This is a genomic window from Kitasatospora sp. NPDC057015 (assembly GCF_042673745.1).
Taxonomy (GTDB): Bacteria; Actinomycetota; Actinomycetes; order Streptomycetales; family Streptomycetaceae; genus Kitasatospora.
The window spans coordinates 74,679-100,732 of sequence record NZ_JBHUSG010000032.1 but is presented as its reverse complement, the minus strand read 5'-3'; the positions used below and the strand labels follow the sequence as shown (position 1 = coordinate 100,732).

At 73.4% G+C, this 26,054-nt stretch carries 18 protein-coding genes; 11 read left to right on the top strand and 7 right to left on the bottom strand.

All coding sequences use genetic code 11. From position 1 onward, the window contains the following. The first annotated feature begins 49 nt into the window (after positions 1 to 49). Positions 50 to 3,559, top strand: a complete 3,510-nt coding sequence (locus tag ACFTWP_RS26410) for a BTAD domain-containing putative transcriptional regulator (protein WP_380267322.1) — start codon at positions 50 to 52, stop codon at positions 3,557 to 3,559. A 110-nt stretch (positions 3,560 to 3,669) separates the two neighbouring features. On the opposite strand, the gene ACFTWP_RS26405 is transcribed toward ACFTWP_RS26410, so the two are convergent. From ACFTWP_RS26405 to panB, 3 genes are all read right to left on the bottom strand, one after another. Continuing rightward, complete coding sequence (locus ACFTWP_RS26405) at positions 3,670 to 4,497, bottom strand: ABC transporter permease (protein WP_380267320.1); 828 nt, start codon at positions 4,495 to 4,497, stop codon at positions 3,670 to 3,672. After that, positions 4,494 to 5,516 (bottom strand): ATP-binding cassette domain-containing protein, encoded by a 1,023-nt coding sequence (locus ACFTWP_RS26400; protein ID WP_380267319.1) that lies wholly within the window; start codon positions 5,514 to 5,516, stop codon positions 4,494 to 4,496. Before ACFTWP_RS26400 ends, ACFTWP_RS26405 begins: the two co-directional genes overlap by 4 nt. A gap of 209 nt (positions 5,517 to 5,725) precedes the next feature. Continuing rightward, positions 5,726 to 6,598: a 3-methyl-2-oxobutanoate hydroxymethyltransferase gene (gene panB, locus ACFTWP_RS26395; protein ID WP_380267318.1), complete on the bottom strand. Its 873-nt coding sequence runs from the start codon at positions 6,596 to 6,598 to the stop codon at positions 5,726 to 5,728. A 347-nt stretch (positions 6,599 to 6,945) separates the two neighbouring features. Between panB and ACFTWP_RS26390 the strand changes: the two genes are divergently transcribed. The 3 genes from ACFTWP_RS26390 (at position 6,946) to ACFTWP_RS26380 (ending at position 10,715) form a co-directional block, all read left to right on the top strand. After that, positions 6,946 to 8,544 carry an MFS transporter gene (locus ACFTWP_RS26390; protein WP_380267317.1) on the top strand — a complete coding sequence of 533 codons (1,599 nt, stop codon included), beginning with the start codon at positions 6,946 to 6,948 and terminating at the stop codon, positions 8,542 to 8,544. A gap of 281 nt (positions 8,545 to 8,825) precedes the next feature. Beyond that, complete coding sequence (locus ACFTWP_RS26385; protein ID WP_380267315.1) at positions 8,826 to 9,491, top strand: TetR/AcrR family transcriptional regulator; 666 nt, start codon at positions 8,826 to 8,828, stop codon at positions 9,489 to 9,491. A 168-nt stretch (positions 9,492 to 9,659) separates the two neighbouring features. Then, the gene (locus tag ACFTWP_RS26380; protein WP_380267314.1) at positions 9,660 to 10,715 is read left to right on the top strand and encodes an endonuclease/exonuclease/phosphatase family protein; all 1,056 of its coding nucleotides are present in this window, start codon (positions 9,660 to 9,662) and stop codon (positions 10,713 to 10,715) included. A 57-nt stretch (positions 10,716 to 10,772) separates the two neighbouring features. On the opposite strand, the gene ACFTWP_RS26375 is transcribed toward ACFTWP_RS26380, so the two are convergent. Continuing rightward, on the bottom strand, positions 10,773 to 12,527 hold the full coding sequence (locus ACFTWP_RS26375) for an NAD+ synthase (RefSeq protein ID WP_380267312.1): 1,755 nt from the start codon (positions 12,525 to 12,527) through the stop codon (positions 10,773 to 10,775). A 334-nt stretch (positions 12,528 to 12,861) separates the two neighbouring features. On the opposite strand from ACFTWP_RS26375, the gene glnA reads away from it, so the two are divergent. Further along, complete coding sequence (gene glnA / locus ACFTWP_RS26370) at positions 12,862 to 14,223, top strand: type I glutamate--ammonia ligase (RefSeq protein ID WP_380267311.1); 1,362 nt, start codon at positions 12,862 to 12,864, stop codon at positions 14,221 to 14,223. Between the two features lie 116 nt (positions 14,224 to 14,339). Here glnA and ACFTWP_RS26365 read toward each other — a convergent pair whose 3' ends face one another. Beyond that, the gene (locus ACFTWP_RS26365) at positions 14,340 to 15,152 is read right to left on the bottom strand and encodes an inositol monophosphatase family protein (protein WP_380267310.1); all 813 of its coding nucleotides are present in this window, start codon (positions 15,150 to 15,152) and stop codon (positions 14,340 to 14,342) included. 116 nt (positions 15,153 to 15,268) lie between these two features. On the opposite strand from ACFTWP_RS26365, the gene ACFTWP_RS26360 reads away from it, so the two are divergent. Together ACFTWP_RS26360 and ACFTWP_RS26355 are read left to right on the top strand one after the other, a co-directional pair. Next, positions 15,269 to 16,783 (top strand): toll/interleukin-1 receptor domain-containing protein, encoded by a 1,515-nt coding sequence (locus ACFTWP_RS26360; protein WP_380267309.1) that lies wholly within the window; start codon positions 15,269 to 15,271, stop codon positions 16,781 to 16,783. Beyond that, on the top strand, positions 16,784 to 17,533 hold the full coding sequence (locus ACFTWP_RS26355) for a hypothetical protein (protein WP_380267308.1): 750 nt from the start codon (positions 16,784 to 16,786) through the stop codon (positions 17,531 to 17,533). A gap of 113 nt (positions 17,534 to 17,646) precedes the next feature. Here ACFTWP_RS26355 and ACFTWP_RS26350 read toward each other — a convergent pair whose 3' ends face one another. Further along, positions 17,647 to 18,435: a beta-glucanase gene (locus ACFTWP_RS26350; protein ID WP_380267307.1), complete on the bottom strand. Its 789-nt coding sequence runs from the start codon at positions 18,433 to 18,435 to the stop codon at positions 17,647 to 17,649. Between the two features lie 403 nt (positions 18,436 to 18,838). Here ACFTWP_RS26350 and wecB point away from each other — a divergent pair, with 403 nt between their 5' ends. From wecB to ACFTWP_RS26330, 4 genes are all read left to right on the top strand, one after another. Then, positions 18,839 to 20,068 carry a non-hydrolyzing UDP-N-acetylglucosamine 2-epimerase gene (gene wecB, locus ACFTWP_RS26345; protein ID WP_380267306.1) on the top strand — a complete coding sequence of 410 codons (1,230 nt, stop codon included), beginning with the start codon at positions 18,839 to 18,841 and terminating at the stop codon, positions 20,066 to 20,068. A 12-nt stretch (positions 20,069 to 20,080) separates the two neighbouring features. Beyond that, positions 20,081 to 20,236, top strand: a complete 156-nt coding sequence (locus tag ACFTWP_RS26340; RefSeq protein WP_191293368.1) for a hypothetical protein — start codon at positions 20,081 to 20,083, stop codon at positions 20,234 to 20,236. A 92-nt stretch (positions 20,237 to 20,328) separates the two neighbouring features. Continuing rightward, complete coding sequence (locus ACFTWP_RS26335; protein ID WP_380267304.1) at positions 20,329 to 21,693, top strand: glycosyltransferase family 2 protein; 1,365 nt, start codon at positions 20,329 to 20,331, stop codon at positions 21,691 to 21,693. A gap of 126 nt (positions 21,694 to 21,819) precedes the next feature. Further along, positions 21,820 to 24,864, top strand: coding sequence for a bifunctional [glutamine synthetase] adenylyltransferase/[glutamine synthetase]-adenylyl-L-tyrosine phosphorylase (locus tag ACFTWP_RS26330; RefSeq protein WP_380267302.1), 3,045 nt, complete (start codon positions 21,820 to 21,822; stop codon positions 24,862 to 24,864). 103 nt (positions 24,865 to 24,967) lie between these two features. Here ACFTWP_RS26330 and ACFTWP_RS26325 read toward each other — a convergent pair whose 3' ends face one another. Continuing rightward, positions 24,968 to 25,933 (bottom strand): phosphatase PAP2 family protein, encoded by a 966-nt coding sequence (locus ACFTWP_RS26325; RefSeq protein ID WP_380267299.1) that lies wholly within the window; start codon positions 25,931 to 25,933, stop codon positions 24,968 to 24,970. Positions 25,934 to 26,054 lie beyond the last annotated feature (121 nt).

Below are 26,054 nucleotides of genomic sequence, written 5' to 3'. Positions count from 1 at the left end.
ACCGCATATATGGGCGTGCGGGGTGCCGGGCGTCGATCAGAATGGGCGGGTGCACTACGGCATCCTCGGTACCACCACGGCCCACCACGACGACGGGACGGCGATCCCGCTCGGCGGCGCCCGGCTGCGCGCCCTGCTCGCGGCGCTCGCCCTGCGGCACGGCCGGCCGGTCTCCGCCGACCTGCTGGTCGAGGAGGTCTGGGGCGACGAGCCGCCGCAGGACGCGTCCGCCGCGCTGCAGACCCTGGTCGGACGGCTGCGGCGGACGGTCGGCCGCGCCGAGATCGGCTCCGGCCCGGCCGGGTACTGGCTGACCGGCCCGGACACCGACCTCGCCGAGTTCCAGCGCCTGTCCACCGAGGGCCGCCGGGCCCTGGAGGCGGGCGACCACGCCCTCGCCGCCGAGCGGCTGCGCGACGCGCTCGCCCTCTGGCGCGGCGCCGCGCTCGCCGACCTGCCCGACCGGGCCGGCCCGGCCGTCCGGCTGGAGGTCCAGCGCGAGGAGGTCCGCCGGGACCGGATCGCCGCCGACCTCGGCCTCGGCCGCGCCACCGAGGTCACCGCCGAACTGGCCGGGCTCGCCGAACAGCACCCGTTGGACGAGCAGGTGCAGTACCTGCTGATCCGCGCGCTGCACGACAGCGGTCGCGGCGCGGAGGCGCTGCGCCAGTACGAGCGGGTACGGCGCGCGCTGGCCAGCGAGCTGGGCGCCGACCCGGGCAGCCGACTGCGCCGGCTCCAGCGGGAGTTGCTCCACCCGACCGACCACGACCCGGCCGACCACGACCCGACCGCCGCCCCGGCCGACCGCGACCGGAGCCCGGCCCCGGCCGGCCGCGACCAGGCCGCCCCGCCGGTGGCCCCGAGCCCGGCCGCGGCGGGCTCGCCGGCCCCCCGACTCCCGCGGGAGCAGTCACCCGGCGAGGAGCCGGCGCTCCGCGACCAGCCGCCGCAGCCCGCCCCGCGCGCCGGCAACCTGCGGGCCAGGCTGACCAGCTTCGTCGGCCGGGAGGCCGACCTGGCCGCGCTCCGGGCCGCCCTGACGGCGGGCCGGCTCACCACGCTCACCGGCCCCGGCGGCTCCGGCAAGACCCGCCTCTCGGTGGAGGCCGGCCGCGCCGAACAGGCCGCCGGGCACTGGCCGGACGGCGTCTGGGCGGCCGAACTCGCCCCGCTGGAGAGCCCGGAGGCCGTTCCCGGCGCGGTGCTCTCCGCGCTGGGCCTGCGCGAGACGGTCCTGCACACCGGCAACAAGGTCGTCGAGGTGATCGAGCGGGCCCCCGACGACCCCGTCCGCCGGATCGTCGACCACTGCGGCCGGCGCCGGATGCTGATCGTGCTCGACAACTGCGAGCACCTGATCCAGGCCGCCGCCGACCTCGCCGACCGGCTGCTCGCCGAATGCCCCGGCCTGACGGTGCTGGCCACCAGCCGGGAGCCGCTCGGGGTGCCCGGGGAGACGGTGCTGCCGGTCGAACCGCTGCCCGACCCGGTCGCGCTGCGCCTGCTGGCCGAGCGCGCCGCCGCCGCCCGGCCGGGCTTCGACCCGGCGACCGATCCGGAGGCCTGCGCGGAGATCTGCCGCCGGCTGGACGGTCTGCCGCTCGCCATCGAACTCGCCGCCGCCCGGCTGCGGGTGATGACGCCGCGCCAGATCGCCGACCGGCTGGACGGCCGCTTCGCCCTGCTCACCGCCGGCAGCCGCACCCTGCTGCCCCGCCAGCAGACCCTGCGCGCCGTCGTCGACTGGAGCTGGGACCTGCTGGGCGAGCACGAACGCGCCGTGCTGCGCCGCCTGTCGGCCTTCGCCGGCGGCTGGACGCTGGAGGACGCCGAGGCGGTCTGCTCCGACGAGGCGGATGTGCCCCGCGCGGAGGTCGCCGACCTGCTGCTCTCCCTGGTCGACAAGTCCCTGGTGGTGGCCGGCCTCGACACCGACGGGCCGCCGCGCTACTGGATGCTGGAGACCATCCACGAGTACGCGGCCGAGCGGCTGGCGCAGGCCCCCGCCGACGACGTCCACCTCCGCCACCTGCGGCACTACCGCGACCTGCTCCGGGACTCCGAGCCGGACCGCTACGGCCCGCGGCAGATGGCCCTGCTCGGCACGCTGGAGCGGGAGCGGGACAACATCCGGGCGGCGCTGCGGCGCGCCGTCGACCGCGGTGAGGAGCAGGACGCGCTGGTCCTGGCCCTCGGCATGAGCTGGTTCTGGACGTTGCGCGGCTACAGCGCGGAGGCGCACACCTGGTTCGACGCGGTGGCCCGGCTCGGCCCGGACCCGTTCGCGGACGGGGCGCCCGCGCCCGAACCGCTGGCCGCCGACATCCTGCACTGCCCGCTGCCGATGGCCCCGGCCGTCCTGGACGAGGCCCGCCGCCAGCTGCGGATCAACCGGCTGATAAGCCTGTTCGAGGGCAACCTGGAGGTGCTGGGCGACCAGGACGCCACCGACCTGGCCCGCCGGATCATCCGGACGTACACCCGGGACCTGCCCCAGTCCTACCGCTTCCCGGCCCTGATGCGGGTCTTCGCGGCCTTCCTGGCCGGCCAGTTGGAGGACATGAAGGAGATGCTGGACGACGCGGTGGCCGGCTGCCGGGTCCACGGCAGCACCAGCGACCTGGCGTTCATCCTGCAGATCCGGGCCAAGATGATGAACGACTGGTCCGGCGGCCTGGCGGACGGGATCCGGGACGGCGAGGAGTCCCTGGCGCTGTTCACCCGGGCCGGCGACCGCTGGGGGATGTCGCAGGCGCTGGCCGCCCGCGGCGAGTCGCTCGCCACCGCGGGGGAGATGGAGCAGGCCGCCGCCGCGTACCGCGAGGCCATCGGGCTGGCCCAGGAGCTGGGCGCGCCGCAGGAGGTGCCGATACTGAGGGTTCAGCTCGGCAACACGATGATGGGCACGGACGTGGAGGCCGGGGAGCGGGAGGTCCGGGCGGCGCTGGACACGCTCGGCGAGGGCCACCAGGGCGGCAACGGCGCGGTGTTGTACGGCCGGCTGGTGCTCTGCGGCGTGCGCATGGTGCGGGGGGACTTCCCCGGGGCGCTGCACGAGCTGGATCTGCTGGACACCGAACAGCACTCCTTCGGCCCGCTGGTGCCCGAGGTGGTGCCGTCGATGATCGCCTGCACCCGCGGCTGGGTGGTCGCCCGGTCCGGCCGGCCGGAGGAGGGGCTGCGGCTGCTGCTGGACGGCTGGTCCCGACTGCGCGAGGTGAAGGGCCAGGCGGGGATCTTCGCCGAGCAGATGACGGTGCTGCTGGTGCCGGCGGCCGCCGGCGTGCTGCGCGCCTTCGCCGAACGCGACGGTGACCTGGAGTGCGCGCGGGTGGCCGTCCGGCTGCTCGGCCGGCACGAGCGGATGAACGGCCCCAAGGGCGGTCCGCTGGAGGTGCTGGACCGGCAGCAGACCTGTCAGCGGCTGCGGAGCATGCTGGGTGACGAGGCGTTCGAGGCGGCGTACGCCGAGGACGTCTCCTCGGCCACCGAAGGGACGGCCTGGCTGCTCGACTCGATCAGCGAGGTGCTGCGGGCGCGGGGCATCGAGGCCTGAGAGGCCCGGCCTGCCCGTGGTGTCAGAGGTCCCGAACGCCCCGAAGCCCTGCGGCTGTCGGAGCCGTCAGGGCGTTCGGGGCCTTCGAGGCCGGGCGCTCCGGCCGGCGGTCAGGTGCGCTTGCGGAACCGGGCCACGGCGAGCGGCGCGAAGATCGCGGTGACGGTGACCGACCAGATGACCACGATCAGCACGGAGTGCGTCAGCGGCCCACCGTTGAGCAGGTTGCGGCAGGCGTCCGCGAGGGCGGACAGCGGGTTGTAGTCGGTGAACGACTGCAGCCAGCCGGGCATCGAGTCGGTCGGCGCGAAGATCGAGCTGCCGAACTGCAGCGGCATGATCACCAGCATCGCCACCCCCTGGACGGCCTGCGCGCTGCGCAGCGCCATGCCCAGCAGCATCGAGATCCAGACCATCGACATGCCGAACAGCAGGGACAGGCCGATGGCCGCCAGCACCTCCAGCGGGCCGGTCTTCACCTGGAAGCCGAGGATCAGCGCGAAGACGATCAGGATGGTGAAGGAGAGCAGGGCCCGGCAGGTCTCCGCCGCGATCTTGGAGACCAGGACGGCGGAGCGGCCGATCGGCAGGGTCCGGAAGCGGTCCATCACCCCGGTCTGGAAGTCGCTGTTCAGGCCGGTGCCGACGGCCATCGCCAGGGTGATGCCGGTCTGGCCGAGCAGACCCGGGATCATGTACTGCTTGTAGGCGTCCTGGTTGCCGGAGATCGCGCCGCCGAAGACGTAGACGAACAGCACGGTGAAGATGATCGGCATCAGCACGGCGTCGAACATCGACTCCGGGTCGGCCTTGATCCGCATCAGGTTGCGGCGGGTCAGCGCGCCGATGTGGCGGAAGGTCGAGCGCAGGCCGATGCGCTGGTCGGGGTCGGCGGCCGGGGCGCGGACCGCGGGCGGGGTCAGGGTCGCGGTGCTCATGCGACGGGCTCCTTCACGGGGGCGGGGGCGGCGTCGGCCACGGCGGGCTTGCCGGTGATGGTCAGGAAGACCTCGTCCAGGCTCGGCACCTTGGTGTCGATCCCGGCGATGCCGAAGCCCCGGGTGCCCAGCACCCCGACCACGGCGGTCAGTTCCTCCTCGCCGGCGATCGGGACGGAGAGCAGCCCGGTGTCGGTGGAGAAGGTGGCGGCGGCGATGCCGCTCTCGCGCAGGCAGCGGGCCATCTCGGGCAGCTCGGCGGGATGGACGGGACGGACCTGCAGGGTCCGGCCGCCGACCTGGGCCTTGAGCTCGGCGACGCCGCCGGCGGCGATCACCCGGCCGCGGTCGATCACGGTCAGCTCGTCGGCCAGCTGCTCGGCCTCCTCCATGTACTGCGTGGTCAGCAGGACGGTGGCGCCCTCGGCGACCATCCGCTGCACCTCGTCCCAGACCTCGTTGCGGGTCCGCGGGTCGAGGCCGGTGGTGGGCTCGTCCAGGTACAGCACCTTGGGACGGCCCATCATGCTGGCGGCCAGGTCGAGCCGGCGGCGCATGCCCCCGGAGTAGGTCTTGGCGGTGCGCTTGGCGGCCTCGGTGAGCGAGAAGCGCTCCAGCAGCTCGGTGGCCCGCTCCTTGGCGTCCTTGCGGGAGAGGTCGAGCAGGCGGCCGATCAGGTAGAGGTTCTCGTAGCCGGAGAGCATCTCGTCGACGGACGCGTACTGGCCGGTGAGGCCGATGGTGCGGCGCAGCTGCTTGGGCTGGCGCACGACGTCGTAGCCGCCGACGAAGGCGGTGCCGGCGTCCGGCTTGATCAGCGTGGAGAGGATGCGGACCAGCGTGGTCTTGCCGGCGCCGTTGGGGCCGAGGACGCCGAGCACGGTGCCCGGGCGGACGGTGAGGTCGACGCCGTCGAGGGCCTTGGTCTGCCCGTAGTGCTTGACGATGCCGCGGACCTCGACGGCGTTGCCCGGATCGGCGGGGGCCCGGTCGTTCCGGGGGGTGGCGATTCGTGTCATGCTCCGAGACTGCCCGGCCCCACTGTCAGAGCGCTGACAGCCTGCTGTCGGGGCGGGCAGCTCGCTGTCACGCCCGCGGCCGCCCGCCGGCACTCCGCCGTCACGCCTGTCCGCCGCCCCGCCCGCCGGGCAGCGGGAACGGCAGGTGGCGGGCCCCTGCCGGGCCCGCCACCTGCCGTTCCTTCATGCCGAGCGCTGTTCGGCCGCGGTCACTTGAAGGTGTGCTCCGGCGCCGGGAAGCTGCCGGCCGAGACGTCCGCGGCGAACTCGCGGGCGGCGTCGCCGAGCACGGCCCGCAGGTTGGCGTACTGCTTGACGAACTTCGGCACCCGGCCGGCCGTCATGCCGGCCATGTCCGTCCAGACCAGCACCTGGGCGTCGGTGTCGACGCCCGCGCCGATGCCGACGGTCGGGATCGCGAGCTGCTCGGTGACCTGCTTGGCGAGTTCGGCCGGCACGGCCTCCAGCACGACGGAGAAGGCGCCCGCCTGCTGCACCGCCTTGGCGTCGCGCAGCAGCTGGTGCGCCGCCTCGTCGCCGCGCCCCTGGACGGGGTAGCCGCCGAACGCGTGGACGGACTGCGGGGTCAGCCCGATGTGCGCCATCACCGGGACACCGGCCTCGACCAGCAGCTCGATCGAGCGGGCGCTGCGCTCGCCGCCCTCCAGCTTCACCGCGCCGACGCCGGCCTCCTTCATCAGGCGGGCGGCGTTGTGCATGGCCTGGGCGGGGGACTCCTGGTACGAGCCGAAGGGCATGTCGGCGACGATCATCGCGCGCCGGGTGCCCCGGACGACGGCGGCGGAGAGCATCACCATCTGATCCATGGTCACCGGCACGGTGGTCTCGTAGCCCAGGTGGCAGTTGCCGGCCGAGTCGCCGACCAGCAGCACCGGGATGCCGGCCTCGTCGAAGACGCCGCCGGTCAGGGCGTCGTAGGCGGTGAGCATCGACCACTTCTCACCGCGCTGCTTCGCGGCGGCGAGGTCGCGGACGGTGACACGTCGGTTGGTGACACCGCCGTAGAGGGTGGCGGTGGTGGACGCCTGGGTCGGGGCAGGCGTGGGCGAAGAAGCGTTCATCGAACAGGCTCCTGAGAGGGTTGTGGTCTCGTGGCGCCGTACGGCGTCCCCGGATCACCTCCATGCTTGCACGGCTCGACGCGCGCGCAAAGAGGCGTGCGGCCCATGGGGTGCGATCTGCGGCACAGGGGCCCGGGTCGCGGCCTGATACCGCCCCCGGGTGTGTCGCCGGGACCCCCGACCGTGCCGCCGGGACACCCCCCGGGGGTCCGGACGGAAGTTTGCCTCGGCTTTACGATACGGACTCGTCTCGTATCGAAATCGACGCTACGCTGTTCGAGGGGGTTGCGAGACGTCATCGTCTCGGAAAGTCCCGCCAGTGTTTTCACAGAGGGACGGGAACGCCAATGACCACCGCAACCGTGCCACCCCGAGTGCCGGAAGCCATCCACCGCCGCCGCTGGGTCATCCTGAGCACCCTGGTGCTCGCCCTGCTCGTCGTCGTGCTCGACAACTCCATCCTCAACGTGGCGATGAAGACCATCGCCTCGCCCGCTCCGACCGGCCTCGGCGCCAGCCAGAGCGACCTGGAGTGGTCGATCAACTCCTACACGCTGGTCTTCGCGGGCCTGCTGTTCACCGCCGGCCTGCTCGGCGACCGCTTCGGCCGCAAGAAGTCGCTGCTGGCCGGCATGCTGGTGTTCGGCCTCGGCTCGCTGCTCTCCGCGCTGGCCTCCTCGCCCGGCGAACTCATCTCCTTCCGCGCGGTGATGGGCCTCGGCGGGGCCTTCGTGATGCCCGCCACGCTGGCCATCATCATGAACGTCTTCGAGCGCTCCGAGCAGCCCAAGGCGATCGGCATCTGGGCCGGCGCGGTGGGCCTGGCGATCGCGATCGGCCCGATCACCGGCGGCCTGCTGATCGAGCACTTCTGGTGGGGCTCGGTGTTCCTGGTCAACGTCCCGATCGTGGTCGTCGCCCTGGTCGCCATGGCGCTGCTCGTCCCCGACTCGAAGGACCCGAACCCCGGCCGGCTCGACCCGCTGGGCGTGCTGCTGTCCATCATCGGCCTGGTCGCCATGATCTACGGGATCATCAAGGGCGGCGAGCTGGCCGACTTCACCGCCGTCGCCGCGTGGTCGCCGCTGCTCCTCGGCCTGCTGGCGCTGGCCGCCTTCGTCTGGCACGAGCGGCGCACCGAGCACCCCGCGCTGGACATCGGCTGGTTCCGCAACAAGGTGTTCAGCTCCTCCGTCACGGTCATCGGGCTGGTGTTCTTCGCGCTGATGGGCGTCTCCTTCTTCGGCGTCTTCTACACCCAGAGCGTCCGCGGCTACAGCGCCCTGATGGCCGGTGTGCTGATGCTGCCGCTGGCCGTCGCCCAGCTGCTCTTCGCCCCCCGGGCCCGGCTGGTGGTGGACCGCTTCGGCATCCGCGCCACCTGCGCCGGCGGCATGGCGCTGATAGCCGTCGCCTTCCTCGGCTACCTGCTGCTCGACACCGACACCCCGATCTGGGTGCTGGTGGCGATCTCCTTCCTGATGGGCACCGGCATGGCCCACGTGATGCCCCCGGTCACCGTGGCCATCATGGCCTCGCTGCCCCGCGAGAAGGCGGGCGCCGGATCGGCGCTCAACAACACCTTCCGCCAGGTCGGCGGCTCGCTCGGTGTCGCCGTCCTGGGCGCGGTGCTCTCCACGGTGTACCGCGACGGCGTCTCGGACCGGCTGGGGCAGCTGCCGCCCGGCCTGCGGGACAAGGCCGGCGAGTCGCTGGAGGCCACCTTCGCGGTGGCGGACCGGCTCGGCCCGGCGGGCGCCGCGCTGGTCGCCCCCGCCAAGGACTCCTTCATCCACGCCATGCACGTGGTCGCCTCGCTCTCGGCCGGGGTCACCGTGGTCGGCGTCCTGCTGGCCTGGTTCCTGCTGCCGGCCAAGCTGCCGGGCGGCCCGGCCGCCGCGCCGCAGCCGGTCCGCCCGCTCACGCCGGAGGCGGCCGACGCCTGACCGGCCGACGCCTGACCGGCCCACGCCTGACGGCCGACGCCCGAGCCGGCCGACGCCCGACCGCGGACGCCCGACCGCGGACGCCGTGGCCGGCGGGCCTGCCGGGGCTTAAGGCGGTAGGTGGAGAATGGGCCCTGTCCCCCGGCCCCGGGGGACGGGGCCGGCACCGCCTGCGGGCCGTCGCCGCCGCGCCGGCCGGCGAGGGCGACGGTCGGGCCGGTCGGGCCGGCCGGGCGGGCACCGGGGAGTCGGCGCGTACCGAGGGAGAAGGAAGAGCGGGGATGGACACGGACACCAGGGCCTCGGCGGAGCACGACTGCGCCTTCTCCCCGGAGGAGTCCTGCGACGCGCCGCGCCGGGGCCGGCCGCGCAGCGAGGCGGCCGAGCAGGCCATCTTCGCCGCGGTCGAGCAGCTGATGGAGGGCGGCGCGAGCCTGTCCCAGCTCTCCGTCGAGGGCATCGCCGCGGCCGCCGGGGTCGGCAAGGCCACCATCTACCGGCGCTGGCCCAACAAGGAGGCCCTGCTGGTCGACGTGGTGGCCCGGCTGGAGGCGCCGGAGCCGCAGCTGACCGGGGGCAGCGTCCGGACCGACCTGGTCGAGATGATCGACTACATGCGCCGGCGCGGGCTGGCCAAGCGCTCGCGCTGGGTGCTCAAGGCGGCGCTCGGCCAGATGAACAGCTGGCCCGAGCTGCACGCCGCGTACAAGCAGCGGGTGCTGCAGCCCCGCCGCGAGCTGCTGCGCGCGGTCATCCGCCGGGGGGTCGCGCAGGGCGAACTGCGCGCCGACCTCGGCGAGGACCTGCTCGCCGAGATCCTGCTCGGGCCGATCCTGGTCCGCACCGTGCTCTGGGACGACTCCGACCTGAGCGACCCCCGGCTGGCCGAGACGATGGTCGACGCGCTGCTGGCCGGGGTCGCCGGCCCCTGGCCCGACGCCGGGTAGCCCGCGGCAGTGGCCTGTCTCACGAAACCGTGCCGCGCCGGAACCCCGGCGCGGCACGGTCGCGTCTGACCCGACATAGGCTGAGCCGGGAATCCGACAAATACGGCAGCAGCCCGAACGCCGACCGGCAGCACGGTCGGACGGTGACGAGCGAACGAGGGGCCACGCATGGCGCAGGCGGACAGGGCAGCGGCACCGGCGGACGGCGGCGCGACACCGGGCGCCGACGCGTCGGGCGCCGGCCCGGGCACGCGCCGGGGCCGCGGCTGGAGCCTCGGCCGGGACGACCGGGGCCGGTCCGGCTGGCGGCGCGGCTGGATCCTCGCCGTCCTGGCGCTGCTCACCGCCGCGCTGCTGGCCTTCCACTCCCAGGTGCCCAACGGCGTGGGCAACCTCGGCAGCCTGCTGGAGACCTTCCTGCCCTGGCTGGGCCTGGCCGTGCCGGTCCTGCTGCTGCTGGCCCTCTGGCGGCGCTCGGTGACGGCGCTGGTCGTGCTGCTGCTGCCCAGCCTGGTCTGGCTGAACCTCTTCGGCGGCCTGCTGACCGACAAGAGCAGCGGCAAGGGCGACTGGACCGTCCTCAGCCACAACGTGGCGGCCGCCAACACCGACGTGCCCGGCACGGTGAAGCTGCTGAACGACTCCGGCGCGCAGATCGTCGCCCTGCAGGAGCTGGCCGGCAAGCCGCTGCGCAGCTACGAGAGCGGGCTGGCCGAGGCGTACCCGTACCACGTGGTGCAGAACACCGTCGGGCTCTGGTCGAAGTACCCGATCAGCGGTGTGAGCGTGGTGGACATCAAGATCGGCTGGACCAGGGCGTTCCGCGCCCAGGTCACCACCCCGCAGGGGCCGGTGGCGGTGTACGTGGCCCACCTGCCCTCCGTTCGGGTGAAGTCCGAGGGCGGGTTCACGGCCGACCGCCGGGACGTCAGCGCCCAGGCGCTCGGTGACGCCGTGCAGGCCGAACCGCTGAAGAAGGTGCTGCTGCTCGGCGACCTCAACGGCACCATGAACGACCGCAGCCTGGCCCCGGTCACCTCGCAGATGCGCTCCGCCCAGGGCGCGGCGGGGGACGGCTTCGGCTTCAGCTGGCCGGCCTCGGCGCCGATGGCCCGGATCGACCAGATCCTCAGCAAGGGCGGGTTGAAGCCGACCAGCTCCTGGGTGCTCGGCGCGGACGGCAGCGACCACCGCGCGATCGCCGCCGACTACCGCTACGCGTAGCCACCGGCCCGGCGGCCCGCCCGGCCGCCGTGGCGGGGCGGGCGGGCCGCCGCTCGGTCAGCCCCGGCGCCAGCCGTTGGTGATCGGCAGCCGGCGGTCGCGCCCGAAGCCCTTGCGGGAGATCTTCGGGCCCGGCGGGTACTGCCGGCGCTTGTACTCGGCGGTGTCGACCAGGCGCACCACCCGGTCCACCACGGCGGGGTCGAAGCCGTCCGCCACGATCGCGTCCCGGCCCCGGTCGTCCTCGATGTAGGCGTCCAGCACGGTGTCCAGCAGGTCGTAGTCCGGCAGCGAGTCGGTGTCCACCTGGTCGGGCCGCAGCTCCGCGGACGGCGGCTTGGCGATGGTGTTCTCCGGGATCGGCGGCACCTCGCCGCGCTCCCCGGCCGCCTCGTTGCGCCAGCGGGCGAGCCGGAACACCAGCGACTTGTAGACGTCCTTGATGGGCCCGTACGCGCCCACCGAGTCGCCGTACAGCGTGGAGTACCCGACCGCCAGCTCGCTCTTGTTCCCCGGCGCGAGCACGATGTGCCCCTCCTGGTTGGAGACGGCCATCAGCAGCGTGCCGCGCAGCCGGGACTGCAGGTTCTCCTCCGCCAGGCCGGTCAGCCCGAGCGCGCCCATGTAGGCGTCGAACATCGGGGCGATCGACACGGTCCGCAGCTGCAGTCCGGTGCGGCGGGCCAGCTCGGCGGCGTCGTCGCGGGAGTGCTGCGAGGAGTACCGGCTGGGCATCGAGACGCCGTACACGTTGGCCGCGCCGATCGCGTCCACCGCGATCGCGGCCACCAGGGCCGAGTCGATGCCGCCGGAGAGACCGATCAGCACCGACCGGAAGCCGTTCTTGTGCACGTACGCCCGGGTGCCGGAGACCAGCGCGGCGTAGATCTCGGCCTCGTCGCCCACCCGGGGTGCGATCCCGGCGCGCAGCGGGACGGCGGGCGCGGGGGTGACCTCGCCGCCGAGCTCGGTACGGGTCAGGTGGAGTCCGTCGGCGAGCAGCAGCCCGTCGGTGTGGTCGGCCTGCGCGGCCGGCAGGTCGAGGTCCAGGACGAGCAGCCGCTCCTCGAACTGCGGGGCCCGGGCCAGCACCTCCCCGTCCGCGCCGACCACGATCGAGTCGCCGTCGAAGACCAGCTCGTCCTGGGCGCCGACCATGTTGACGTAGGCCAGCGTGCAGCCCGCCTCGGCGGCGCGGCGGCGCACCAGGTCCAGCCGGGCGTCGTCCTTGTTCCGCTCGTACGGCGAACCGTTGAGCACCAGCAGCAGGCCGGCGCCGGCCTCGCGGGCGGCGGTGACGCGACCGCCGTCCTGCCAGATGTCCTCGCAGATCGCCAGCGCCACGTCGACGCCGTGCAGGCGCAGCACGGCGAGCTGGTCGCCGGGCACGAAGTAGCGGTACTCGTCGAACACGCCGTAGTTGGGCAGGTGGTGCTTGGCGAAGCGGGTGACCACCTCGCCCCGGTGCAGGACGGCGGCGCAGTTCTGCGGCGAGCCGGCCGGGCGGCCCAGCTTGGCGGAGGCGTGCTCCGAGCGCCCGAGGTAGCCGACCACCACGGGCAGCTCGCCCAGGCCCTCGGCCGCGAGCCGGGCGGCCAGCCCGACCAGGGCGGCGCGCGAGGCCTCGACGAAGGAGGAGCGCAGCGCGAGGTCCTCCACCGGGTACCCGGTGAGGACCATCTCGGGGAAGGCGACCAGCTGGGCGCCGGCCTCGGCGGCCTCCCTGCTCCGGCGCACCACCTCCTCGGCGTTGCGCGTGAGGTCGCCGACGGTGGGGTCGATCTGGCTCAGGGCGAGACGGAGATTGGGCATGCCCCGAGTGTAATCGTCTATCTGACGCTATGTCTCGGGCGGGGCCCCGGAACGGCTGTGCAGCGGCAGTGGGGGCGACCGTCGAACCGCGGTGGAGCGGCTCGGGACGGGCTGCGGAGCGCCGCCGGCGCGGGTGCGCGGCCGGTGGTCGGCAGGTGTCCGGCGGGAGGAGGCGGCGCGTGGGCGGCGCCGGTGCGGCGGGCGGGTGGCCCGCAGGTGGAAGCACCCGACCAGGTGTCGGATTTCCGATGGTGATCCGCCATGATGGGGGCAGCCGCTTTCGAGCCGCTTCCGACGTAACACGAACGTAAAGAGCAGAGGTGAGACTGTCCCCATGGGCAAGCAGCAGGAGTTCGTGCTTCGTACGCTCGAAGAGCGTGACATCCGTTTCGTCCGGCTGTGGTTCACCGATGTACTCGGGTTCCTGAAGTCGGTCGCCGTGGCTCCGGCGGAGCTGGAACAGGCCTTCGAGGAGGGCATCGGGTTCGACGGCTCGGCCATCGAGGGCTTCGCCCGGGTCTACGAGTCCGACATGATCGCCAAGCCGGACCCGACGACCTTCCAGATCCTGCCGTGGCGCTCCGAGACCCCGGGCACCGCCCGGATGTTCTGCGACATCATGATGCCCGACGGCTCGCCCTCCTACGCGGACCCGCGGTTCGTGCTGAAGCGCACCCTGGAGAAGGCCTCCAGCCTGGGCTTCACCTTCTACACCCACCCCGAGATCGAGTTCTTCCTGCTGAAGAACCTCCCGGGGGACGGCACCGCGCCGATCCCGGCCGACCAGTCCGGCTACTTCGACCACACCCCGCGCGGCGTCGGCCACGACTTCCGCCGCCAGGCCATCACCATGCTGGAGTCGATGGGCATCTCGGTGGAGTTCTCCCACCACGAGGGCGCCCCCGGCCAGCAGGAGATCGACCTGCGCTACGCCGACGCGCTCTCCACCGCCGACAACATCATGACCTTCCGTCTGGTCATGAAGGAGGTCGCGCTGGAGCAGGGCGTGCACGCCAGCTTCATGCCCAAGCCGTTCTCCCAGCACCCCGGCTCCGGGATGCACACCCACCTCTCGCTCTTCGAGGGCGACCGCAACGCCTTCCACGAGTCCGGCGCGGAGTACCAGCTCTCCAAGACCGGCCGCTCCTTCATCGCCGGCCTGCTGCGGCACGCCGCCGAGACGGCCGCCGTCACGAACCAGTGGGTGAACTCCTACAAGCGCATCTGGGGCGGCTCGCAGCGCACGGCCGGCGCGGGCGGCGAAGCCCCGTCGTACATCTGCTGGGGCCACAACAACCGCTCCGCGCTGATCCGGGTCCCGATGTACAAGCCCGGCAAGCAGGGCTCCACCCGGGTCGAGGTCCGCTCGCTGGACACCGGCTGCAACCCCTACCTCGCGTACGCCGTGACCCTGGCGGCGGGCCTCAAGGGCATCGAGGAGGGCTACGAGCTGCCGCCCGGCGCGGACGACGACGTGTGGGCGCTCTCCGACTCCGAGCGTCGGGCGATGGGCATCCAGCCGATGCCGCAGAACCTCGGCGAGGCCATCGACCTGATGCAGCGCAGCGAACTGGTCGCCGAGACCCTCGGCGAGCACGTCTTCGACTTCTTCCTGCGCAACAAGCGCCAGGAGTGGGAGGAGTACCGCTCCGAGGTCACGCCGTTCGAGCTGCGCAAGAACCTCCAGGTGCTGTAACCGCAGGTCGGAGTACTCACCGGGGCGAGTGGACGCCCCGGGCCGGCGGATCCGTACCGCCGGCCCGGGGCCGTTCCACTCGCCCCGGGCCGTTCCCGGGCCGTCCGCCCGCCGCGCTACGGCCGCCGCAGCAGGTCCAGCGCCAGCGGGTGGAGCCGGGGGTTTCCCACCACCGCGGCGCCGTTGCCGGCCGTCCGGACTCCCCGGAGGTCGGTGAAGACCCCGCCGGCCTCCTCGACGATGATCTGACTGGCCGCCAGGTCCCACAGGTGCCCGGTCGAGTCCAGGCTGAGGTCGAAGCTCCCCTCGGCGACCCACATCTGGCCGAGCCAGCCGCCCGAGCCGAAGCTCCACCGCACCGCGCCGACCAGGTCCGCCAGTCGGTCGAGCAGCTCCCGGTCCCGCCACGCCTCCAGCTGCGAGAAGCTGAGATGGGCGTCGGCCAGGTCGGAGACGGTCGACACCTCCATCCGGCGGCCGTCGGCGTAGGCGCCCAGTCCGGCGGCCCCCCACCAACGACGCTCCAACGCCGGTGCGCCGATCACACCGACGACCGGCTGGTCGTCCTCGACCAGGGCGATCAGGGTGGCGAACGCCGGGTGGCCGCGGGCGTAGTTGTTGGTGTGGTCGACGGGGTCGACGACCCAGCGGCGCCGGGGCCCGGCGGTGTCCTGGTGGAACTCCTCCGCGACCAGCCCGTCACCGGGGCGCCTCGACGCCAGCAGCCGGGCGATCTCGCGCTCGATCTCCAGGTCGGCCTCGGTGACGAGGCTGCGGTCGGCCTTCACCCGAGGTTCGGCCCGGCGGAAGTGGTGGAGCGCGATCTCACCGGCCAGATCGGCCAGCTGCTGGGCGAGTTCGAGGTCCTCCGCGCGGGAGGGGGCGTCGGCCGGCCCGGACGGGAGCGGGGGGTCCGCGGGGATGGTCACGTCTGGCTCCGCCTTCCTGACTTCGCTGTCTTCCTGGCCGAAACCGATCTGTTCGGCCGCCGCCAACCCTACGCTTCTGACATACCGTCACAGGGGGAGAGGAGCGACCGGTCGACATGGTGACCGCAAGCTGGACCGGCGAGGACGCCGCGGAACGGGAGTTCGACTTCTTCATCAGCTACGCCCGGAGGGACGAGGTCGTCGCCCGGCAGATCCGGGACGTACTCGTCGCCAACGGCTTCTCGGTGGTGATCGACCTCGAAAGGCTGGCCTCCGGCGCGGAGTTCCTCCCGTGGATGGAGCAGGCGATCGGGGCGAGCGAACGGATCCTGGTGATCGCCACGCCGAACTACTTCGACCCCTCGTCCTACACAGCCCACGAGTACCGGCTGATGTTCGGCCGTAGAGGGGATCCCCAGGGGCGGGTGGTGCCCCTGATACTGGAGGAATGCAACGCGGAGATGGACTCGAAGCCACTGCTGGCCAGCGTCACGCCGATCCGTCTCGTCGGCATGGCGTCGAGCGAGCTGGAGCGCGAGCTGGTACGCCGCCTGACGAGCCCTCTGACGGCGGAGTACCCCGTGCCGCCTCAGCGGGTCGGTGACCAGGTGCTCCACGTGGACAACGCGCGCAGCCGGGACTGCTTCACCCTCGGTCCGCTCAGGACGACCTGGCGCCTCGTCGAGGGCGACGGCCAGCAACCGCTGACCCCGCAACGGGTCCGGGTCGAGGTCGAACCCGCCTTCGTGGAACTCCCGGACGACATGGTGCCGTGGTACGAGGAGATCCGGACCGAGCAGGAGCAGCGGCGCGCCCGGGGCCTGCCGCACCGCTGGAACGGCAACAGCTACGCGGTGTCGGGCCTGTCGATCGGGCGCACGCCGACCGACGAGAGCCCCGATCTCTGCCTGCGGCTCCAACAGGCCGACTACTACACCTTCCTGGCCACCCAGCAGCTCGACCGCGTCCTCCCGGACGGGACCACTCCGCGCAGCCGCTATCTGGACGGCATCGACCCCGAGGACGCACCGGCCTTCCTGAGCTGCAGCTTCGGCATCAACGTCGCGGTGGTCACCAGCGACAACCACCTCGTGGTGTCCCGCCGCAGCGGCCGGGTCGGGTCGTTGCCGGGGCTGTGGAGCTCCTCCGCGAACGAGGCGCTCTCGCGGGACCTCGACTCCCAGGGCCGCACCCCGCCCGACCTGTTCCGGGTCGCCCGGCGCGGTCTGGAGGAGGAGCTCAGCATCCAACAGCACGAGTGCAGCATGGAGTTGATGTTCTTCGGCATCGACGTGCAGCTCCAGCAGTGGGGTGCGGGGTTCCTCGCGAGGCTGCGCACGGTCACGGCCGCCCAGCTCCAGGAGCGCCGCAGCCAGGGCGTGCCGGACCGCTGGGAGCACGACCACCACGAGTTCGTCCCGTTCACCGTCAAGGACGTCGTCGGCTACCTGCTGCGGGAGGACCGGCGCGACGCCTGGACACCGATCGCTCCGGCGCTCTTCTACCTGGCGCTGGTCCGCGCCTACGGCAAGCGCGCGGTGACGCGCGACACCCGGAGGGTCCTGCGGGAGCTGGAACTCGACTCCGGCACCACCGTGTTCACGCCCACCCCGACCGGAGAGGTCCGATAGATGACGATCCTGGATGGCGCGCGGCGGGTGCTGCGCCGGCGCGCGGCGCAGCTGCTGGCGGGTATGGTCGCCGGTTCGGTGACCGGGTGGGCGATCTTCTCGTTATCCCGTGCCGACGGGCTGGTGCTGGCCACCGTGACCGGCGCCGTCGCCGGCGGCGCCAGCCTGCTGGCCTTCCAGTTGTACGGCCGCGCGGCCCGCCTCGCCGAGGTCACGGTGATGATCCCGCACCTCAGCGAGCTGCGGTTCGTGGTCAACGACGAGTCCCGGCAGGTGGCCTGGACGCTGTTCGTGGAGACCGTGACCCGGATCTCGATCCAGCCCCTGCAGGAGGAGGATGGCATCCTGCGCGAGTCGCTGACCTCCCTCTACGGCCTCTTCGCCACCACCAGGGAGACGCTGAAGTCCGGCCGCCCGTCCGTGCCGGTCGGCGACGGACGCACGGTCGAGCACTTCGCCATCGCCATGCTCAACAACGAGCTGCGTCCGTTCCTGGCCAAGTGGCACGTCAGACTCCGTGAGTTCGAGCAGGCGCACCCGGGCGAGCCGGAGTCCTCCTGGCCCGAGGGGCCCGTCTGCCGGGCCGATCTGCGCTCCCTGCAGGCCCGCATGTACGAGTACGCCGAGGGCTTCGCGAGCCTCGCCGGGGTTTCGGCCGCGGACGCGATGATCGGCGGGCCGCTGCCCGCCGCCGGTGGCACCGGAGTGCCGCCGGCGCGGCGCCGACCTGCCGCGGAGGCGTCCGGCTGAGCTGCGCGGGCCCGCCCGCCGGCGGGCGGGCCCGCGGGGGCGCACGTGCGAGGCTCCGGCCTCCGGGAGCTGGTCCCGCAGACCGGAGCGGCTCGGCGCCGGCAGCCGCCGGGCTACCGGGGTCGGATGATCGACAGGGAGTCGACGCCGAGGGTGACCGGTTCGTCGGTGGCGGGCGCGGCATGGAAGTTGCCGTTGTTGATGGACAGGCTCAGGACGGGGTACGAGACGAAGTCCGGGCCGACGCCCACGTGGTCCTGGTAGGCGGCGGTGAGGTTGTCCGGGTCGGTCCCGACCAGCCAGGTGACGTTGTCGGCGCCGAGTTCGGCGCCGACGTACACCCACCGGCCGGGGCCTATCTCGGGGGCGGTGTAGAGGACGTTGCTGTGCCCGGTGTGGTTGGCGAACTCCAGGCTGTCGGTGCGGTCGCTGTGCCACTCGAAGATGTCGAGCTCGTTGCCGCCCTCCCGCCAGGTCCACAGGGCGGGCCAGGCGCCCGACCCGGTGTCGGGCAGCCGGACGTGGGCGAGGATGGTGTCGCCCGTGCGCACTTCGGCGAGGTTCCCGCCGGAGTCGCAGGAGTCGCCGGTGGTGATCAGCCCGGTGTTCCAGAAGCCGTCCGGGCGGCGGGTGGCGGTGATGGTGAGGTAGCCGTTGTCGGTGTCGAGCGCGTCGGTGGTCAGGTGGTCGAGCTTGGCGTCGTTGGGGTTGGTCACGCACCGCGCGTAGGCGGCGGTCTGCCAGCCCCAGTCGCCGCCCCGGCCGACGGACAGGGTCTCGAAGGTGTCTCTGAAGACGATGTCGGTGCGGCCGTTCTGACCTGCGTGCGCGAGCGTGCCGGCCTGGGTCGCCGCGGTCGCGCAGATCAGCGCGAGGGCCAGTAGCCGGCGGGTCGGTTTCATGATCGTCGTCCTCCTGGGGAGGCTCGGCATGGTCGGTCCGGCGCGGTGGCGGCCGGTGTCCGTCCACTCACGATCCATGACGGCGCGGCGCCCCGCCCGCGCGCTGCTCCGACAGGACGAACCGGGCCGTGGCAGCCGTTGCCGAGGCCTTTTCTCCGGCGATTTCCGGGCGTCACGCTATCAGTAGGCGAATGCGGTGCTGCGGGGTCGGCAATTCGTGCGGATGTTCCGCTATCCGGCCGATAGCCGTGAATATTTTATGCGCGGTCGGGCTGCTCCCCCAGCGGAGTGATAATGCGAACCGTTGGAGTGGAAGTCCGCGCCGGAAATGGAGAGTCGTTCCCGGATTTGCCACTCTTCGTATTGCGGGATCGGCCCGTCAAACCAGGAGGTCGAGTCTCCAATGAATCGCGGTGGTTCGGTGGCCGTCGTGCTCGGCACACGGCCCGAGATCGTCAAACTGGCCCGCGTGGTGCGGGGTCTCGGTGAACACGGTCGCCTCGTCTACACCGGCCAGCACTACGACGACACGCTCTCCGGAAGCATCTTCCGGGGTCTGAACCTCCCCGCTCCGCACCTCCGGCTCGGCGGAATCGGCGGAATGCCCCGCGGCGCGCAGATCGGCGCCATGATTTCCGCTCTCTGCGACGCGTTCACGGCGGACCGCCCGCGCGTGGTCGTCGTCCAGGGCGACACCAACTCGACCTCGGCCGGAGCCCAGGCCGCGCATTACTGCGACATCCCGGTGGTCCACGTGGAGGCCGGACTGCGCTCACGCGACCGGGCGATGCCCGAGGAGATCAACCGGCAGGTGGTCGGCGTGATCGCGGACCTGCACTGCGCGCCCACCGAGGTCGCCGCGGACAACCTGCGGGCCGAGGGCGTGCCGCCGTCCCGGATCCGGGTCACCGGCAACACCATCGTCGAGGCGGTCACCGACTCGCTGCCCGGCCCCGAGGAGTCCCGGGCGATGCTGCGCCGGTACGGCGTCCCGGAGGACGGCTTCGTCCTGGTCACCCTGCACCGCCCGGAGAACACCGACGACCCGCACCGGCTGCGGCTGATCCTGACCGGGCTGGAGGAGCTCGGCCTGCCGGTGCTCTTCCCCGTCCACCCGCGGACCCTGCAGCGGGCCGAGTCGTTCGGCCTGCGCCGCACGCTGGCCGGCCTCGGCGCGGTCGACCCGGTGGACCACCGGGCGTTCCTCGGCCTCGCCCTCCACGCCCGCCTGCTGGTCTCCGACTCCGGCGGCGTGCAGGAGGAGTGCACGGTGCTCAAGAAGCCGCTGATCGTCCTGCGCAACAGCACCGAGCGGCCCGAGGCCGTCGAGGCGGGGTTCGCGACCCTGCTCCGCCCCGGGCCCGAGCTCGGCCGGGTGGCGCGCGCCCGCATCGGCGACACCACGCTGGCCGCACGGCTGGCCGCGCGCCCCTCGCCCTACGGCGACGGACGCGCCAGCGAGCGCATCGTGGACCTCGCGCTGGCCCTGGCCGGCCGGCCGGCCGCCGCGCCCGCCGCGCCCGCCGCGCCCGCCCCGCACACGTCGCCGGCCCATCACGGCGTTCCCGCCCCCCACGGAGCTGCGGCGGCGGACGCCGTCCCCCCGGTGGCTTCTCCCGTCCCATCCCACTAACGGAGGCATTCCATGTACCGACCCCACCACCACCACGCCGGCGGGGCCCTCGCCGCGACCGGCGCGGCCACCGGCAACCAGACCTTCCAGATCCTGCTGGTGGCCCTGCTGCTGTTCGTCGGCGGCGTCCTGCTACTGCGGGTCTCCCACCTGCGCAGGAACGACTGACACCGGCCTTTCGGCCCTGCCCCGTACCGCAGCACCGGACCGCGAGCAGCGGGCCGGTGCTGCGGTGTCTCCGCCGACTTCGAGGACGCACCGTGACTGACGGCAAGTACGCGCTGGTCGACCTGGCGATGGCACTGTCGCTGCTCTTCTCCCTCATGTTCGTCTGCTACGTGGTGTGCCTGGTGGTGCCCTTCGTGCGGCACAAGCCCCGCCCCTCCGGCGACGCCGACGACTTCCAGTGGCACTTCTTCATCCCGTGCCGGGACGAGGAGGCGGTCATCGGCGACACCCTGGCGTACCTGCGCACGCACTTCCCGACCACCCACCTCTGGGTGGTCGACGACGACTCGGACGACGCCACCGGCGACGTCACCGCCGCCCGGCAGGCCGCCGACCCGTACGTCCACCTGGTGCGGCGGACCCGCCCGGACGCCCGGACGGGCAAGAGCGACGCGCTGAACGCGGCGTACCGGGCGCTCACCGCCTGGCTGCCGCCCGACGCGCCGTTCGAGCGGATCGTGGTCGGGGTCTTCGACGCGGACGGCCACCCCGCGCCCGGCGGCCTCGACGTGATGGCGGCCGGGCACCTCTTCGGCGACCCGGTCGTCGGGGCGGTGCAGTGCGAGGTCCGGATGCGCAACCGCGACGACCGGCGGCCCGTCCCCGACGGCGGCCGGCTGCGCAACCTGGCCGCCCGGACCCTGGTCCGGCTCCAGGACCTGGAGTTCCGCACCACGACCGCCGCCATCCAGATGGCCCGCCGGCACACCCGGACGGTGGGCATGGGCGGCAACGGCCAGTTCACCCGGCTCTCCGCGATGCGCGCGATCACCGAGGGCGCGGCCGGCCCCTGGCGCGGCGCGCTGCTGGAGGACTTCGAGCTCGGCCTCGACCTGATGCTCGACGGCTGGCGCACGGCCTACACCACCGACACCTCGGTCGACCAGGAGGGCCTGTTCAGCCTCCGCCGGCTGATCGCCCAGCGCACCCGCTGGGGCCAGGGCAACATGCAGTGCACCCGCTACCTGGCCCGGGTCTGGCGCTCGCCCAAGCTCAGCCACTCCGGGGTGCTGGAGATCTCCTACTACCTGCTGCTGCCGTGGTTCCAGGTGTCCGCCTCACTGGCGTTCCCGCTGGTGCTGTTCTACTTCGGCCGGACCATCCTCCAGGGCGACGGCGGCTTCCTCGCCGACGGCGGCTGGGGGCTGTTCGTCGGGGCCGCCCTCGGCATCACCCAGTTCGCCCTCTGGGGGCCCGTCTACCGCTGGCGCTGCGAGCGGCAGGTCGGCTTCTGGAGCAGCCTCGGCTGGGGCGTGGCCTACGCGTTCTACATCTACATCTTCTACGTCACCGCCTGGCGGGCCCTGCTGCGGATCGTGACCGGCCGCCACCAGTGGGCCAAGACCCGCCGCAACGCCGAACTGCGGGTGGACGGCCCCACCGCCATCGAGTTCTGAGGCCCCTCACGGGCCCGCCCGCCCCCCTCCGCCGGGCGGGCCCACGAGGAGGGGCAGAGCGCGCACCGGCCCCGTAGGCTGACAGGTCGTACGGATGTTCACGGGTACGGGCGGACCGGAGGGGCGATGGCAGTGGAGGAACGGTCCGGCAGCCGGGTCAGCCGGCCGGAGATCAGGCTGGTACGGCGCGGGTTCACCGACCCCGCGGCCGCCCTGCGACTGCTGTCGGGCCCCGGCTTCGGCGCCCTCGCCGACGACCCCGTGCTGCTCGACGCCCTCGGCGCCACCGCCGACCCCGACCTCGCCCTGAACGGCCTCGCCCGGCTGCTGGAGGCCCTCGACCCGGCCGAGCAGCACACCCTGCGCGACACCCTCACCACCTCCAAGCCGCTGCGCGACCGCCTGCTCGGCGTCCTCGGCGCCTCCGCCGCGCTCGGCGACCACCTCGCCAGGCACCCCCGCGACTGGCACGTGCTGGTCACCTTCGAGCAGCAGGACATGCACCCCGGCCGGGAGGACTTCCTGCGCGCGCTCTACGACGGCGTCTGGGGCGGCGGCGCCCGCGAGGGCGCGCCACCGCCCCGCGGCGACCGCGGCGACCTGCTGCGGGTCGCCTACCGGCGCTGCCTGCTGGCCATCGCCGCCCGCGACCTCACCGGCACCACCGACCTCGCGCAGACCGCCGCCGAACTCGCCGACCTGGCCGGCTCCACCCTGCAGACCGCGCTCGACATCGCCGCCGGCGAGGACCCGCAGGCCGCCCGCGCCTGCCGGCTCGCGGTGATCGGCATGGGCAAGTGCGGCGGCCGCGAGCTCAACTACGTCTCCGACGTCGACGTGATCTTCGTGGCCGAACCCCGCGAGGGCGTCGAGGAGCACGCCGCCGTCCAGGCCGCCACCCGCCTCGCCGCGCACGCCATGCGGCTCTGCTCCGACACCACCGGCGAGGGCACCATCTGGCCGGTGGACGCCAACCTGCGCCCGGAGGGCCGCAACGGCCCCCTGGTCCGCACCCTGGCCAGCCACCTCGCCTACTACCAGCGCTGGGCCAAGACCTGGGAGTTCCAGGCGCTGCTCAAGGCCCGCCCGGTGGCCGGCGACGCCGAACTCGGCGCCGCCTACACCGACGCGCTGGCCCCGCTGGTCTGGCAGGCCGCCGCCCGGGACAACTTCGTCGCCGACGTCCAGCAGATGCGCCGCCGGGTGGTCGACTCCATCCCCGCCACCGAGATCGACCGCCAGCTCAAGCTCGGCCCCGGCGGCCTGCGCGACGTCGAGTTCTCCGTCCAGCTGCTGCAACTGGTGCACGGCCGCGCCGACCGCACGCTGCGCAGCGGCAACACCCTGGAGGCGCTCGCCGCGCTCTCGGCCGGCGGCTACGTCGGGCGCGCCGACGCGGCCTCGCTGGACGCCGCCTACCGGTTCCTGCGGACACTGGAGCACCGCATCCAGCTGCACCGGATGCGCCGCACCCATCTGATGCCCAAGGGCGAGGCCGACCAGCGGCGCCTCGCCCGCTCGCTCGCGTCGCTGATCAACGACGACACCCGGGCCGACCCGGTCGCCGCCCTGCAGCGCGAGTGGAAGCGGCACGCGGTGGAGGTGCGCCGGCTGCACGAGAAGCTGTTCTACCGGCCGCTGCTGGACGCCGTCGCCGAACTGCCGGTCGGCGCCGCCGGGCTCAGCCCGCAGGCGGCCCGCGAGCGGCTGGAGGCGCTCGGCTACGCCGACCCGGCCGCCGCGCTGCGCCACCTGTCCGCCCTCGCCTCCGGGGTCAGCCGCAAGGCCGCCATCCAGCGCACCCTGCTGCCGGTGATGCTCGGCTGGTTCGCGGAGTCCGCCGACCCGGACGCCGGCCTGCTCAACTTCCGCCAGGTCTCCGACGCCCTCGGCCGCACCCCCTGGTACCTGCGGCTGCTGCGTGACGAGAGCGCCGCGGCCGAACAGCTAGCGCGGGTGCTGTCGGCCGGCCGGCTCGGCCCGGACCTGCTGCTGCGCGCGCCCGAGGCGGTCGCGATGCTCGGCGACCCGCAGGGCCTGGTGCCGCGCGGGCGGGCGGCGCTGGAGCAGGAGATCCTGGCCGCCGTGGGCCGGGCCGGCTCGACCTCCGCCGCCGTCGCGGCGGCCCGCTCGGTGCGCCGCCGCGAGCTGTTCCGCACGGCCGCCGCGGACGTCCTCGGGCGGCTCGCCGACGACCCCGCCGAGGCCCTGGACGTGGCCGGGGAGTCGCTCACCGCGCTCAACGCGGCGACCCTGCAGGGCGCGCTGCGGGCCTGCGTGGCCGGCTGGGAGGCGCACAACGGCGCCCTGCCGACCCGGATCGCGGTGATCGCGATGGGCCGGTTCGGCGGCCGGGAGCTCGGCTACGGCTCCGACGCGGACGTGCTCCTCGTCCACGAGCCGCTGCTCGGGTCACTGGAGGAGGACGCCGCCCGGGCCGCCCACGCGGTCTGCAACGAGCTGCGCACGCTGCTCGCCGCGCCGTCCACCGAGCCGCCGCTGCTGGTGGACGCGGACCTGCGCCCCGAGGGCCGGCAGGGCCCGCTGGTGCGCACGCTGGCCTCGTACGCGGCGTACTACAAGCGCTGGTCGCACGTCTGGGAGAGCCAGGCCCTGCTGCGGGCCGAGCCGGTCGCGGGGGACACCGGGCTGGGCGAGCGGTTCCGGCAGCTGATCGACCCGATGCGCTACCCCGGGACGGGCGTGCCCGAGCGGGACCTGCTGGAGATCCGCCGGATCAAGGCCCGGATCGAGTCCGAGCGCCTGCCGCGCGGCGCCGATCCGACCACCCACACCAAGATCGGCCGGGGCGGGCTGGCCGACGTCGAGTGGACCGTCCAGCTGCTCCAGCTCCGGCACGGCCACCGGGTGCCCGACCTGCGCACCACCAGGACCAGGGCGGCGCTGGCCGCGGCCCGCGCCGCGGGCCTGGTGGCGCAGGACGACGCCGAGGTGCTGGACGCGGCCTGGGTGCTCGCCTCGCGGGTGCGGGCCGCCGTGATGCTGGTGCGCGGCCGGCCCGGCGACAGCTTCCCCGCGGACGCCCGCGAACTGGCGGGGGTGGCCCGCTACCTCGGCTACGGCGCCGGCCGCAGCGGTGAGCTGGTGGACGACTACCGGCGGGTCACCCGGCGGGCCCGGGCGGTCGTGGAGAAGGTCTTCTACGACTGAGGGTCACGGCCGAGGGTCTTCGGCGACCGGGGGCGACCCCGGGTGGGGCCGCTGCCGACCGGGGGAGGGGCCCACCCGGGGCGGTGCGGCGGAGCGCGCCGGCTCAGCGGCGGCCGGCGACGGGCTGGGGGGCGCTCCACTGCTCGGGCACCGTGACCGGGCGCTCGTCGCTCTCCCGGGCCGGCGTCCTGGGCAGCTGGTAGGCCCACACGTGGTAGACCGCGCGGGCCACCACGAAGCCGACGAGGAGGCAGAGGGCACCGCCGAGGGCGTCCATCCAGAAGTGGTTCGCGGTGGAGACGATGACCACCAGGGTGGCCAGGGGGTAGAGCACCCCGAGGGCCCGGACCCAGGCCCGGCGGGCCAGGAAGAAGATCGCCAGTCCGCACCAGAGCGACCAGCCGATGTGCATCGAGGGCATCGCGGCGTACTGGTTGGAGACGTGCGCGGCGGGGCCCGAGGCCATCGAACCCCAGGTGTCGTGGATCTTGACGGTGTCGATGAACCCGCCGCCGGTCATCAGGCGGGGTGGTGCCAGGGGGAAGAAGTAGAAGCCGACCAGGGCGATGCCCGTGGTCACGAAGAGCACCGTTCGTGCCGCCGCGTAGCGGCCCGGATGCCGTCGGTAGACCCAGACGAGCACACCTATGGTGACGATGAAGTGCAACGTCGCGTAGTAGTAGTTCATCCCGACGATCAGCCACGTGACGGAGTTGACCCCGTGGTTGACCGCGCGCTCCACGCCGGCGCCCAGCGCCCGCTCGAAGTGCCAGATCCAGGACGAGTGCAGCTGCGCGGTCGTCGCGTGCTCGGGGACGGCGTTGCGTACCAGTGAGTACAGCCAGTAGCTGACGCCGATCAGGGCGAGCTCGAACCAGAGCCGGGGTCTCGCGGGCGATCGGCGCTGCTCGCGGATCCTGCTGCGGATCGCCGCGGAGCGGCTCTGGGCGGCGCGGGTGGCTCCGTCCGGCATCCGGCCCTGGCGGGCCTGGCCTGCGACGGAACCGCTGCCGTACGCCGCGCCGGGGCGCGCGGCGCCTGGTGCGTGGATCTCGGTCGGTTCCCCCATGGACGAAGAGTCTGCCAGACGAGCTGTAGCCGTCTGCTCATCCTGTGGTTGTGGATTCTTCACCGGATGTCCCCCCAAGGGGTGAGGGGGTGGGTCCCACCGGGGGAGGGGGTGGTGCTGG

Bases quoted from the DNA above. Each gene is read 5' to 3' on its own strand.
- ACFTWP_RS26360 (WP_380267309.1), top strand. From the start codon at position 15,269: ATGGTGACCGCAAGCTGGACCGGCGAGGACGCCGCGGAACGGGAGTTC.
- ACFTWP_RS26355 (WP_380267308.1), top strand. From the start codon at position 16,784: ATGACGATCCTGGATGGCGCGCGGCGGGTGCTGCGCCGGCGCGCGGCG.
- ACFTWP_RS26380 (WP_380267314.1), top strand. From the start codon at position 9,660: ATGGCGCAGGCGGACAGGGCAGCGGCACCGGCGGACGGCGGCGCGACA.
- ACFTWP_RS26400 (WP_380267319.1), bottom strand. From the start codon at position 5,516: ATGACACGAATCGCCACCCCCCGGAACGACCGGGCCCCCGCCGATCCG.
- ACFTWP_RS26340 (WP_191293368.1), top strand. From the start codon at position 20,081: ATGTACCGACCCCACCACCACCACGCCGGCGGGGCCCTCGCCGCGACC.
- ACFTWP_RS26330 (WP_380267302.1), top strand. From the start codon at position 21,820: ATGGCAGTGGAGGAACGGTCCGGCAGCCGGGTCAGCCGGCCGGAGATC.
- ACFTWP_RS26405 (WP_380267320.1), bottom strand. From the start codon at position 4,497: ATGAGCACCGCGACCCTGACCCCGCCCGCGGTCCGCGCCCCGGCCGCC.
- ACFTWP_RS26385 (WP_380267315.1), top strand. From the start codon at position 8,826: ATGGACACGGACACCAGGGCCTCGGCGGAGCACGACTGCGCCTTCTCC.
- ACFTWP_RS26350 (WP_380267307.1), bottom strand. From the start codon at position 18,435: ATGAAACCGACCCGCCGGCTACTGGCCCTCGCGCTGATCTGCGCGACC.
- wecB (WP_380267306.1), top strand. From the start codon at position 18,839: ATGAATCGCGGTGGTTCGGTGGCCGTCGTGCTCGGCACACGGCCCGAG.
- panB (WP_380267318.1), bottom strand. From the start codon at position 6,598: ATGAACGCTTCTTCGCCCACGCCTGCCCCGACCCAGGCGTCCACCACC.
- ACFTWP_RS26375 (WP_380267312.1), bottom strand. From the start codon at position 12,527: ATGCCCAATCTCCGTCTCGCCCTGAGCCAGATCGACCCCACCGTCGGC.
- glnA (WP_380267311.1), top strand. From the start codon at position 12,862: ATGGGCAAGCAGCAGGAGTTCGTGCTTCGTACGCTCGAAGAGCGTGAC.
- ACFTWP_RS26390 (WP_380267317.1), top strand. From the start codon at position 6,946: ATGACCACCGCAACCGTGCCACCCCGAGTGCCGGAAGCCATCCACCGC.
- ACFTWP_RS26325 (WP_380267299.1), bottom strand. From the start codon at position 25,933: ATGGGGGAACCGACCGAGATCCACGCACCAGGCGCCGCGCGCCCCGGC.